This window comes from Dietzia sp. Cai40, assembly GCF_014145165.1.
Classification (GTDB): Bacteria; Actinomycetota; Actinomycetes; order Mycobacteriales; family Mycobacteriaceae; genus Dietzia; species Dietzia natronolimnaea.
The window spans coordinates 1-11546 of the sequence record NZ_JAALEB010000329.1 but is presented as its reverse complement, the minus strand read 5'-3'; the positions used below and the strand labels follow the sequence as shown (position 1 = coordinate 11546).

General features: G+C 69.4%; 9 protein-coding genes and 1 pseudogene. 4 read left to right on the top strand and 6 right to left on the bottom strand.

The window, feature by feature from the left end; all coding sequences use genetic code 11:
- Window positions 1-110 precede the first annotated feature (110 nt).
- Window positions 111-1325 carry a carbamoyl-phosphate synthase large subunit gene (locus G6022_RS12655; RefSeq protein WP_182638920.1) on the bottom strand — a complete coding sequence of 405 codons (1215 nt, stop codon included), beginning with the start codon at window positions 1323-1325 and terminating at the stop codon, window positions 111-113.
- 100 nt (window positions 1326-1425) lie between these two features.
- Here G6022_RS12655 and G6022_RS12650 point away from each other — a divergent pair, with 100 nt between their 5' ends.
- Window positions 1426-2127, top strand: a complete 702-nt coding sequence (locus G6022_RS12650; protein ID WP_182638918.1) for a GAP family protein — start codon at window positions 1426-1428, stop codon at window positions 2125-2127.
- 67 nt (window positions 2128-2194) lie between these two features.
- Window positions 2195-2542, top strand: coding sequence for a hypothetical protein (locus G6022_RS12645; protein WP_182609287.1), 348 nt, complete (start codon window positions 2195-2197; stop codon window positions 2540-2542).
- Between the two features lie 73 nt (window positions 2543-2615).
- Here the strand turns inward: G6022_RS12645 and G6022_RS12640 are convergent, their stop codons facing one another.
- The 5 genes from G6022_RS12640 to acnA all read right to left on the bottom strand — a co-directional run bounded on the left by G6022_RS12640 (window position 2616) and on the right by acnA (window position 9996).
- Complete coding sequence (locus G6022_RS12640) at window positions 2616-4160, bottom strand: aminotransferase class V-fold PLP-dependent enzyme (protein WP_182638916.1); 1545 nt, start codon at window positions 4158-4160, stop codon at window positions 2616-2618.
- Window positions 4157-5536 carry an MFS transporter gene (locus tag G6022_RS12635; RefSeq protein ID WP_182691675.1) on the bottom strand — a complete coding sequence of 460 codons (1380 nt, stop codon included), beginning with the start codon at window positions 5534-5536 and terminating at the stop codon, window positions 4157-4159. The genes G6022_RS12640 and G6022_RS12635 overlap by 4 nt, the downstream gene beginning before the upstream one ends.
- Window positions 5537-5651: 115 nt before the next feature.
- On the bottom strand, window positions 5652-6494 hold the full coding sequence (locus G6022_RS12630) for an aldo/keto reductase (protein ID WP_179525302.1): 843 nt from the start codon (window positions 6492-6494) through the stop codon (window positions 5652-5654).
- Between the two features lie 27 nt (window positions 6495-6521).
- On the bottom strand, window positions 6522-7091 hold the full coding sequence (locus G6022_RS12625; protein ID WP_179525301.1) for a TetR/AcrR family transcriptional regulator: 570 nt from the start codon (window positions 7089-7091) through the stop codon (window positions 6522-6524).
- Window positions 7092-7182: 91 nt separating this feature from the next.
- Window positions 7183-9996: an aconitate hydratase AcnA gene (gene acnA, locus G6022_RS12620; protein WP_179525300.1), complete on the bottom strand. Its 2814-nt coding sequence runs from the start codon at window positions 9994-9996 to the stop codon at window positions 7183-7185.
- A gap of 251 nt (window positions 9997-10247) precedes the next feature.
- Between acnA and G6022_RS12615 the strand changes: the two genes are divergently transcribed.
- Entirely contained in the window at window positions 10248-10778 is a 531-nt protein-coding gene (locus tag G6022_RS12615) for a DUF6676 family protein (protein WP_179525299.1), read from the top strand.
- A 404-nt stretch (window positions 10779-11182) separates the two neighbouring features.
- Window positions 11183-11546 (top strand): annotated as a pseudogene (locus tag G6022_RS12610) (hypothetical protein); the annotation flags it as partial.

The window sequence follows — 11546 nt, the reverse complement described above, 5'->3', positions numbered from 1 at the left end:
GGCGGATCCCCGCGGTGCCGCGGGCCAGCGCCGACACCACCCCTCGGCGCCGGGTCACCTCCGCACCGACCGGAGCACCGGCGCGGCCATGGCAGCCGCTCGCGCGATTGTCAGACCCGCTGCTCGTGGACATCCTCGAGCGCCGCGGCGTCAGCCGCGCTCATCCCGGTGATGGGTTCTCCGTTCCACACGATGTCGTCGCCCAGAGCGCCCAACAACTCCTTGCGCTGACCGTGGCTCAGCTTGGCACCGTGGATGAGCGTCGCGGGGCTCCACATCATGGCGAAGGAGTCGTGCCACCCCGAACCGACGTCCTTCACGTGGAGCAGGTCGTGCAGCGACGTGGGCAGGTGCTTGAGCGGCTCGGCGAACGCGTCGGCGAGGACGGCCAGGCTGATCTGACGTTCGACGCCCGGTTCGACGACAAACGCCTCGGGGTTCCGGCCGGTGAGCGCCTGTTCGAGCTGCTCCGCCTCGAGCAGGATGACGCCGTTGGTCGGGCGTGGGTTGCACTCGATGGAGTAGAGCTGACCGTCGTTGTCGACGAAGTCGAACGAGAGCTGGCCCGTGAACCCCGGGTCGAGCGCGTCGACGATGCGCTGCGTGTAGTCGAGGGTGTCGGTGCTGTCCACGGCGAGGAAGGTGATCCCCGTGCTGTGCGCCCACTGTTCGGGCGCGCGGTAGGTGCAGTGCGAGGTGACCCGGCCGTCCACGATGGTGCTGTAGGTGCACACCATCGGGCCGTCGACGAACGGTTGCACCAGCCACGGTTGCTCTTCGGTGGGGTGGCAGTCGTCGACGGACATCTTCCCCGCCAGTGGCCCGGTGTTGGTCAACAGACCCACGCCGCCTCGCGAGAACGCCGCCCGGGCGAAGTAGCGCGGGTACTTCTCGATCGCGGCCACGAGCGAGGCGTGGTCGGTGGCGACGGTCGTCTCGGGGATCGGCACCCCTGACCGCTCCACCAGGCGTTGGAAGCTCGCCTTGTCGTGCAGTTGCGCGAGTTTCGCGAAGCTCCCGCCGAACAGCGTCACCCCCTCGGGCAGGTCCGCGACCCGGGCGGCGAGGTAGAAGACCTCCTCGAAGGTCGGGATGATGAGGTCGATGTCGTATTCGGAGACGATCCGGCTCACGTCCCGGATGAACTGGTCGGTGTCGTAGCGGGGGGAGGCCGTGACGGCGTGACCCGCGAGGTATTTGGAGTGACTGCCCGTCGCGCCCGGATAGGTGTCGCTCGCCACCACGGTGCGGCCACGGCTCCCGAGCTTGCGGATGATGTCCAGGGCGAAGGTGTTCCTGGAACTGGTGACGAGTACGCGCATCATGGTCCTCTCGGGTCTGGTGACCGTCCGCTTATCCTAATCACGGCCGCGGACAGGACGGCGGCCAATCGGTACTACTGTCGAGACGACGGAATGGGAGCACATGCACGAGGTGGCGAGATGGATCGCGGCCGTCCCGACACTTGTCGGGTTCGGTCTGGCGCTGGGCCTGAGCCCCGCCCTGTATGGGGCGACCGCCGACATCCTCGCGAGGAACCGGAACGTGCGCGCGCGTCTGACATGGTTGCTCTCGGGTCTGGCGTCGGGGGCCACCGCGCTCGGGTTGCTTCTCCACGGCGTCAATCCCGCCAACCTGGTGGACCAGGTGCGCCAGCGCGGGGACGCGGTGGTGGAGAACCACGTCGTCGACCTGGTCGTGGGTGTGGTCCTGCTGGTGGCGGCGTGTGCGATGGTGGTGTGGCTGCGGGTCGTGCCCGTGCGCCCGCAGCGTCCCGAGCGCGCACCCGACCAGAACTCCCCGCCGGCCGCCCTGTTCGTGCTCGGGTTCAGTTCGGCGATCATCGGTCTGACCACCCTCCCGATCATGTATCTCACCGGCCGTCTGGTCGAGAGCGTGAGCTCGGATCCCGTACTCAGGCTGTGCGCCTATCTCGTCTTCGTGCTGGCCCTGGTCGCACCGTTCGTCCTCCTCGCGTGGGTGTGGTCCCGATTCCCCGTCGCCACACGAAAGGTCACCGATGTGTACGAACGCATGCTCGGGTGGGACACACGGTGGGTGTCATTCGGCGTGATGGCCTTCGGCGGGATCGCCCTGCTGGTGTTCGCGACACTCGTGCACCGATGACCCTCCGTCACCGGTTAGGTGATCCTTAGCAACTACTGTGACCAGTGCGTTTGAGACACTTGTCCACATGGACATCGTTTTCGACATCGTTCTGATCCTGCACTTCATCGGCCTGGCCGGCATCATCGGCGGGTGGCTCGCCACCATCAAGGCGCCTCACATGAACAAGGCGATCCTGCACGGCGCGATCCTCCAGGTGGTCACCGGTCTGCTGCTCGTCGGTCTGCGCGAGATGCAGGACGTGGACCTCAATCACATGAAGATCGGGATCAAGCTCGTCGTCGCGGTCGTCATCCTGGTCGTCGCGGTGGTGGGCGTCCGTAAGGAGGCCAGGGCGGCGGGCAGCACCGGGACCCTGGCGACCATCGCCGGCGTCCTCGGCGTGGTCAACGTCGCCATCGCGGTCCTGGTCTGACACGGTCCTGGTCTGACACCGGGACTCCACGCCCCGCGCCGCCCCCCAACTCCGGTCGGGGGGCGGTTCGCGTTCACCCCTCCATCACGGCGGCGAGGTACGCCCGCACCAGCCGGGCACCCACCTCGGCCGGGAGGCGTTCGATCGCCGCGAGCAGCGCGGCCATCCCGCCGTCGTCCCCGTCGTCGCCTGCGAGTACGCCGGACACCATCGCGTGCACATCGTCCTCGGGGAGGGTGAGCAGGTCGCCAGGGGAGAGGGCGCCGGCCTCCAGCGCGGCCAGCACGTCGGCGAACGCGGCCGGGGGCGCCGGGTCGGGCATGCCGCGTACCGCATCAGCAGCCGCGTGGGCCACCATGAGGATCTCGTCCGTCAGGCGTTCGGTCACCGGGGTGATGGTGAGGTGGGACGACGACGGCAACGCGCCCCGCTCCTGACGGTAGGCCGGCTGCGCCTGCACGGCGATGCCCCTGCGACCGCACTCGTCCGCCCACAGGTGGGGGTGGACACGTCGGGCGTCTCCCACGGACCCGTCGGCCACCACGGCGATCAGGGGTCCCGGGTCGGAGTCGATCACACGCAGTCCCTCGATGCCGGCCAACCCCTCCACGAGGCGCCCGGTCGCCCGGGCGGTGCGCGCCACGAGCTCGGACTGACCGTCGTCGCCCAGAGCCTCGAGCACGGCCCACGCGGCGGCCGCGGGTTCGAGAGGCTTGGACCCGGACAGGGTGGGGTTGACCACCGGGTACCCCGGCCAGTCGACGGTGGAGAACCAGGACGCACGGTGCCTGGCGCGGCCCCGGCTGAGCAGCACCGAGGTGCCCTTGGGGGCGAACCCGTACTTGTGCAGATCGGCCGAGATGCTGGTGACGCGCCTGATCCGGAGGTCCCAGGTCGATCCCACCCCGCCCGGCCAGAAGGGGAGCACCAGCCCGCCCAGGCAGGCGTCCACGTGCAGCCCGATCCGTGGGTCGTGGTGCGCGTCGAGACCGGCCGCGACCTGCTCCACCGGGTCGATCACACCGGTGGGGTAGGAGGAGGCCGAGCACACCACCAGGCAGGTGTCGTGATCCACGGCGGCCAGCAGGTCCTCGGCGGCCACCCGGCCCGTCGCGGGGTCCACCTCGACGCCGACGAACCGCATCCCGAGGATGTGGGCGGCCTTGCGGAACGCCGCGTGGACGGTCACCGGGGCGACGATCGTCCCGCCGCTGCCGGGGGCACGCCCCGAGACCTCCCGGGCCGCCAGACACGCCAGCACGCAACTCTCGGTGCCGCCCGACGTCACGACACCGTGGACCTCGTCGTCGTCGCCCGGACCGTCTCCGGCGTCCCCGCCCAGGATCGTGCGGACCCTTGCGACGATCCCGCCGTGGATCCGTGCGACCGACCCGAACACGGTCGGGTCCAGGCCGTTGACCCCGTGCGCCAGACCGGCCGCGCGCACGGCCAACCGGTCCACGCCCTCCACGCCCGAGTCGTAGACGTAGGAGAGCACCCTGCCGCCGGTCGTGGGCGGATCCGACGCCCGCAGCGCGGCCAGCGTCTCGAGGGCCGCCTCGCCTCTCCGGGCGATCAGGGCGTCCAGGGGATCGGTGTCCGGTGGTTCGACTGTCATGCGGGCTCCGTCCAGTTCGGGTGTTCGCGTCCCAACGCCCGGATGACCAGCAGGCTCGCGGCGGTCAGGAGGGCGGGGACCAGGGAGAAACCGAGGATGATGCCCCAGAGAGCCGGTTCGGGCTGATCGGCGACGCCGCCCGAGCGGAATCCGGTCACCGCGAGCAGCGCCAGAACCACGACGGGCCCGAGCGCCATGGATCCCGTCTCGGACGCCGTCCACAGCCCGCTCATCGCGCCGCTGCGACGGCGGCCACCCAGCTCGCGGTCCATGTCCGTGGTGTCGGGCAGCATCGACATGGGCAGAGCCTGCATCCCGGCGTAGGCGACCCCCGCGAACGCCACGGGGACGTGCACCCACATCCCGGGCCACACACCTGCGGGGATGAGCATGAGAGCGGACACGGTGAACAGGATGGTCGCGGCCGCCAGAGCGGGGACCTTGCCCCGGGCGTGGGCCAGGCGGGCCCACAGGGGCATCACCACCAGCGCGGGGGCGATCAGCGCGAGGAACAGCCCGGTCAACGCGGCCTCGTTGCCGAGGATGTAGGTGGCGACGTACTGGCCACCCGCGAGCATCACGGCCGTGGCGACAGCCTGCAGGCAGAACAGGCCCACCAGCAGGCGGAACGGCCGGGTCACCCGCAGCGCGTCGAGCCCGTCGCGGTACTGCCGGCCCAGATCACCGACCTGTGCGTCCGCCCGCAGGACCGTGCGCCGGGCGGATCCGAGCGTCGCCCACAGCATGCCGCCGAGCATCAGGGCGGACACGGCCACGGCCATCACCACGTACCCCGTCGCCCCACCGCCGGCCGCCTCGCGCAGCGCCGGACCACCGCCCCCCACCACGAGGATCGTCGCGGCCAGCACCGCGACGCGCCACGCGAGGATGGTCACCCGCACCGCCGACTCGCCCGTCAGCTCCGCCGGCAGGGCGAGGTAGGGGACCTGGAAACACGAGAAGGCCAACGAGGCCAGCAAGAAGAAGCCCATGACCCAGACACCGGCCAGCGCGGTGCCCCACTGCGTGGGAGCCGAGAAGGTGGCCACGAAGAGCAGGGGCAGCGCGAGCGCCCCGAACAGCATGAGGCCCGTCCGGTATCCGGTGCGGTGCGAGGCGCGATCGGAGAGCGCCCCGATGAGCGGATAGGCCAACACGTCGATCACCTTGGGCACCAGCACCAGCACCGTCGCCACCGCGGCGGCGACCCCGATCGAGTCGGTGAGGTAGTAGGCCAGTACCAACCCCGGCAGTGTGCTGAACGCGCCCGTGCCCACGCTGCCGGCGGCGTACGAGGCGAGCATCCGGCCCGAGGGACGCCCGGCGGGCCGGCCGTCGTCACGCGCGGCCTCGCCGTGCGCCCGTGTGGTGGTCATGGACAGACTCTAGGGCGAGGCGAGCACGTTCACCGTCGAAAAGGGCGTTCCGCGCACCTGGCTCGAACGAAACATGTCCGGAACGCTCTTCTCGATGAGGAGTGAGCCGGGATCCTCAGCCTCGCCAGTCGAAGGTGTCCGGATCCGGCCCGGAGCGAGTGCCGTTGTGCAGGGCCGATATCGAGGCCATCTGCTCGTCGTTCAACTCGAAGTCGAACACGTCGAGGTTCTGACGCATCCGCTCGGGGCTCGAGGACTTGGGAAAGACGATGTCCCCGCGCTGGAGCACCCAGCGAAGCACGACCTGGGAGACCGAGCGGTCGACCTGCTCCGCCAACGCGGTGAGCTGCGGGTCGCCGAAGACCGCGCCCTGCGCGAGCGGGCTCCACGCCTCCACTGCGATCCCGCGGTCCGCGCACGCCGCGCGGACCTCGTCGTTGACGAAGTAGGGGTTCGACTCGATCTGGTTGACGGAGGGAGTGCTGAGGCCCGCCTCGGACAGTCGCGCGAGGTTGGCCGGGGTGAAGTTGGAGACCCCGATCGAGTCCACCGCGAAGTCGGCGCGGATGCCCTCCATGGCCTCCCAGACGCGGGCGACGTCGTCGTGCATCGCGAGCGGCCAGTGCACCAGGAACAGGTCGATCCGGCCGCCGAGGGCCTCGAGTGAGCGTTCGGCGGAGTCGCGGGCGGCGGCGGGCTCGTGGAAGGAGTTGTTGAGCTTGGTGGTGAGCCACAGCTCGTCACGCGGGATCCCCGAGGCCGCGATCGCGCGACCCACCCCGTCCTCGTTGCCGTACATCTGGGCGGTGTCCAGGTGCCGGTACCCGGCCTCGAGTGCGTCCGAGACGACCTTCTCGGTGTCGGCGGGGGGAACCTGGTAGGTACCGAAGCCGAGCTGGGGGATCGCACGGCCGTCGCCCAGGTCGATCAGCGGGATCTGCGGTGTCGAATCGGTCATGCGCCCCACCGTACGCCCGTCCCGGGATCACTCGCGACCGGTACGCAGCGAGGCCTCCACCAGGTCGAGCATCGCGCTCACGTGAGCCGTGCCGCGCCCTGTCGCGAGGTGGGTGATGAGTCCGTCGAGCACGATGTCGAGGTAGACGCGCAGCACGTCATCGGGGACGTCCGTCCGCATCCTCCCGGAGTCCTTCTGCTCCCGCAGGCGGGCGAGAATGGCCTCGTCGAGCTCCGCCTGCCGGTCGGTCCACCGCTCCCGGAAGGCCGGATCGGTGCGGATCCGTCGCGCGATCTCCAGTCGGGTCCCGAGCCACGAGAACTCGTGGGGGTCGGCCAGGATCTCCCGCATCACCTGGACCAGACCCTGCTCGGCCACCGTGGCCGCCATCGCCGCGGCGTCGTCGTGCGCCAACGCGAGGAACAGGGCGTCCTTGTCGTCGAAGTGGTGGAAGATCGCACCGCGGCTGAGACCGGTGGTCTCCTCCAGACGTCGGACCGTGGCGCCCTCGAACCCGAACTCGGCAAAGCACTCGCGCGCCCCCGACAGGATCTCCCGACGCCGGGCGTCCATGTGGTCCTGACTGACCCTGGGCATCTCACAACCTTCCTACGGATACACCACGGCGGTACGCGGTTCCCCCTGTCTCACCAGGAGTTACCGCGCACCGCCGTCGGGGTGGAGGTGATCAGCCCTTGATCATGTTGCGCAGCACGTACTGCAGGATGCCGCCGTTGCGGTAGTACTCCGCCTCGCCGGGGGTGTCGATGCGCACCTTGGCGTCGAACTCGACCACCTGGCCGTCCTCCTTGGTGGCGGTGACCTTGACCGTCTTGGGCGTGGTGCCGTTGTTCAGCTCCTCGATCCCGGTGATGTCGAACGTCTCCGTGCCGTCCAGGCCGAGGGTCTCGTGCGACTCGCCCTCGGGGAACTGCAGCGGCATGACACCCATGCCGATGAGGTTCGAGCGGTGGATGCGCTCGAACGACTCGGTGATGACGGCCTTGACGCCGAGCAGGCTGGTGCCCTTGGCCGCCCAGTCGCGGGAGGACCCGGTGCCGTACTCCTTGCCACCGAGCACCACGAGCGGCGTGCCCTGCGCGGCGTAGTTCTGCGCGGCGTCGTAGATGAACGCCTGCGGGGCGCCCTCCTGCGTGAAGTCGCGCGTGTAGCCGCCCGTCACACCGTCCAGCAGCTGGTTCTGGAGGCGGATGTTGGCGAACGTGCCCCGGATCATGACCTCGTGGTTGCCGCGGCGCGACCCGAACGAGTTGTAGTCCTGACGGGACACACCGTTCTCGTCGAGGTACTGCGCGGCCGGGGTGCCCGGCTTGATCGTCGACGCGGGCGAGATGTGGTCGGTCGTGACCGAGTCGCCGAGCTTGGCCAGGACGCGGGCGCCCTTGACGTCCTCGACCGGGGTCAGCTCCATCTGCATCCCGTCGAAGTACGGGGGCTTGCGAACGTAGGTCGACTTGGCGTCCCACTCGAACGTCTTGCCGTCCGGGGTGCTGAGCCCACGCCAGCGGTCGTCGCCGGCGAAGACGTCGGCGTACTTGGACGTGTACTCCTTGGAGGAGATCGAGGCCTTGATGGTCTCCTCGATCTCCTCGGTGGAGGGCCAGATGTCCTTGAGGTAGACGTCGTTGCCGTCAGTGTCCTTGCCCAGGGAGTCGGCCTCGAAGTCGAAGTCCATGGTCCCGGCGATGGAGTACGCGATGACCAGCGGCGGGGACGCCAGGTAGTTCATCTTGACGTCCTGGTTGATCCGGCCCTCGAAGTTGCGGTTACCGGACAGCACCGCGGTGGCGGTCAGGTCGTGCTCCTGGATCGCGTTGGAGATCTCCTCCGGCAGCGGTCCGGAGTTGCCGATGCAGGTGGTGCAGCCGTAGCCCACGAGGTAGAAGCCGAGGGCCTCCAGGTCCGGCCAGAGTCCGGCCCGCTCGTAGTACTCGGTGACGACCTGCGAACCCGGCGCCATCGACGTCTTGACCCACGGCTTGGCCTTGAGTCCCTTCTCGTGCGCCTTGCGCGCGAGGAGCCCGGCGCCGATCATCACCGACGGGTTGGACGTGTTGGTGCAGGACGTGATCGAGGCGATGGAGACGATGCCGTGGTCCAGGACCATCTCGGTGCCGTCCACGGACACCTCGACGGGCTTGGAGGGACGTCCCTCGGAGCCGTCGGAGGCGTCGGCCCGGACCGAGCCCTCCTCGGCGTGCGAGAGGGTCGCGGTCCCGGTGTTGTCGGACGGGGCACCGCCCTCGGACTGCATCCGGCCCTTCTCGGTGTCACCGAGGGGGTTGACGCCGGCGTCCACGTAGTTGTGGATATCCTTGCGGAACGCGCTCTTGGCGTCGGCCAGCTCGATGCGGTCCTGCGGACGCTTGGGTCCGGCGATCGACGGGACGACGTCGCCCAGGTCGAGCTCCAGGTATTCGGAGAAGACGGGCTCCTCCGCGTCGGCGTGGAGCCACATACCCTGCTCCTTGGCGTAAGCCTCGACCAGGGCGAGCTGCTCCTCGTCGCGACCCGTCAGGCGCAGGTAGTCGATGGTCTCGCCGTCGATCGGGAACATGGCGCAGGTGGAGCCGAACTCCGGGCTCATGTTGCCGATCGTGGCGCGGTTGGCCAGGGGCACAGCCGCGACGCCGGCACCGTAGAACTCCACGAACTTGCCCACGACGCCGTGCTTGCGCAGCATCTCGGTGATCGTCAGGACGACGTCCGTGGCGGTGACGCCCGGCTTGATCGACCCGGTGAGCTTGAAGCCCACGACGCGGGGGATGAGCATGGAGATGGGCTGGCCGAGCATGGCGGCCTCGGCCTCGATACCGCCGACGCCCCATCCCAGGACGCCGAGACCGTTCTCCATGGTGGTGTGCGAGTCGGTGCCCACGCAGGTGTCGGGGTAGGCCTGCCCGTTCCGGACCATCACGGAGCGCGCCAGGTACTCGATGTTGACCTGGTGCACGATGCCGGTACCCGGGGGGACGACCTTGAAGTCGTCGAAGGCGCCCTGACCCCAGCGGAGGAACTGGTAGCGCTCCTCGTTGCGCTGGTACTCGATCTCGACGTTCTTGTCGAAGGAGTCGCGACCACCGAAGGACTCGATGATCACGGAGTGGTCGATGACCATCTCGGCCGGCGCGAGGGGGTTGACCTTGTCGGGGTCGCCACCGAGGGTCTTGACGGCCTCACGCATGGTGGCGAGGTCGACGATGCAGGGGACACCGGTGAAGTCCTGCATGATCACGCGGGCGGGCGTGAACTGGATCTCGGTGTCGGGCTCGGCGGAGGGGTCCCAACCGGCCAGGGCCTCGATGTGCGCCTTGGTGACGTTCTTGCCGTCCTCCGTGCGCAGCAGGTTCTCGGTGAGGACCTTGAGGGAATAAGGGAGCTTCGCGGCTCCCTCGACCGCCGAGAGGCGGTAGATCTCATAGGCTTGGCCGCCGACCTCTAGGGTCCCCTTGGCGCCAAAGCTGTCAATGCTTGCTGTCACGTCAGCTCCACTCGTGGTGTGAATGTCGATTCGTCATCCCTCCCGGTGTCGCCGCGTGTCTCGGGCGGCAACGCCGGGGGCGGACACAGGACCCATTGTGGACCCTCGCGCCCGGTTGCGGTCACCAATTTACCAGTACGCTCGTTCTGTATAGGTTCCGGCACGCCCGAAGGTGGGGGGCGCGGAGCGGGTATCGCGCCGTCCGGCGCGCGTATTCGGTTCGACGACGACGAGATGGCACCATGTCGGCCGTGGACAACTCCGACGATTCCGTGACCACGCTCGCCTACGAGGCCGAGCCGGTGATGTCCTTGCAGGAGGGCGAGGTCCCGCAGTGGCTCGACTTCGAGGCCGTGTCCCGGGACCTGGCCGACGACGGGGTCTCCGCCCCGGAGCCGTTCGTCGAGGGACTGCGGACCGTCGTCACCGAGGCGGGGGACCGCGGGCTCGATCTCAAGGTGGTCTACACCGAGGCCCCGGCCGCCGTCTACACGGACGCCCGCGACCTCGCCGCCCTGCTGAACGAGGAGTACGAGGGGACGATCCTGGTCCGGACCCCGGTCTTCGTCGGCAGTTCCAGCGACACCATCCCCCGCCACAAGCTCGAGGCCGGCCAGGACGACGCCTGGGAGGAGTTCGACCCGGTGGCCTCCGCCTCCGTCTTCGCGCACAAGGTCACCGCCCCCGCCCCGCCCTGGGGCGCGTTCTCGGCGGTCGTGCTCGTGCTGGCGATCGTCGTGGCGGTCGCCTTCGTCGTCGCCCTCCGGCGGCGCCTGCGCTGACGATCCCCGGTGGCGCCTGCGCTGACGGACGCTCTTCTCCCCATCGCCCGACACGCCGGGTTTTCTCGCGTTATTAGAGTTACAGCAGTGTATTTTGCCGTCCAATGTTCCGGACGGGACTTCTGTGACCTACGGTGCTAGAGGAACCATCGGTTCTGCCGAGTTGGTATGAGGCTCTAGTGGCGCAGGGGAAGGCATCACCCGAACCTCACCCTCCTCGGTGACGCGTCCCGCCGTGCGGGTCGCGCGGTCAGCCGCATCCTCGTGCGGTTATCGGAAGGTGAAACGTGAAGCCTGACCATTCATCAAGCCGCGCTCCGGGAGCGCGGAGACGTCGGGGCCCGGTCCGGACGCCCGGACGCGCCCTCCTCGCGGCGGCGCTCGTCCTGGGCACCGCGTCGGGCGTGGTCCACGCACCGGTGGTCGCGGCCCAGGAGGTCCCGGCGACCTCGCCCGGAGACATCAGCGGTCTGATCCGTGCGGTCGCGGACGCGTCCGCCCGGCTCGACGCCACCCGTCAGGACATCGCGGTCAAGCGGGAGGGCGTCAACAAGACCCTCGTCGACCTGCAGATGGCCCGGATCCAGCTCGACCGGGCCATCGCCGACGCAGATCGCACGGTCGCGGAGCGGGAGCGCGCGGAGTCCGGTGTGGAGTCCGCCAGGGGCACCCTCGACGAGTACTCGCGGCTGCTGCACCGCCAGGGGACCGCACCCGGTGCGGCCTCGGCGATCCTGGACCCGGGCGGCCCCGCCGACGCCGGGCGTC

What these genes read in the sequence shown, in the direction of transcription:
- G6022_RS12630 (WP_179525302.1), bottom strand. Translation starts at nt 6,494, where the DNA reads ATGACCGATTCGACACCGCAGATCCCGCTGATCGACCTGGGCGACGGC.
- G6022_RS12625 (WP_179525301.1), bottom strand. Translation starts at nt 7,091, where the DNA reads ATGCCCAGGGTCAGTCAGGACCACATGGACGCCCGGCGTCGGGAGATC.
- G6022_RS12640 (WP_182638916.1), bottom strand. Translation starts at nt 4,160, where the DNA reads ATGACAGTCGAACCACCGGACACCGATCCCCTGGACGCCCTGATCGCC.
- G6022_RS12635 (WP_182691675.1), bottom strand. Translation starts at nt 5,536, where the DNA reads ATGACCACCACACGGGCGCACGGCGAGGCCGCGCGTGACGACGGCCGG.
- G6022_RS12650 (WP_182638918.1), top strand. Translation starts at nt 1,426, where the DNA reads ATGCACGAGGTGGCGAGATGGATCGCGGCCGTCCCGACACTTGTCGGG.
- G6022_RS12645 (WP_182609287.1), top strand. Translation starts at nt 2,195, where the DNA reads ATGGACATCGTTTTCGACATCGTTCTGATCCTGCACTTCATCGGCCTG.
- G6022_RS12655 (WP_182638920.1), bottom strand. Translation starts at nt 1,325, where the DNA reads ATGATGCGCGTACTCGTCACCAGTTCCAGGAACACCTTCGCCCTGGAC.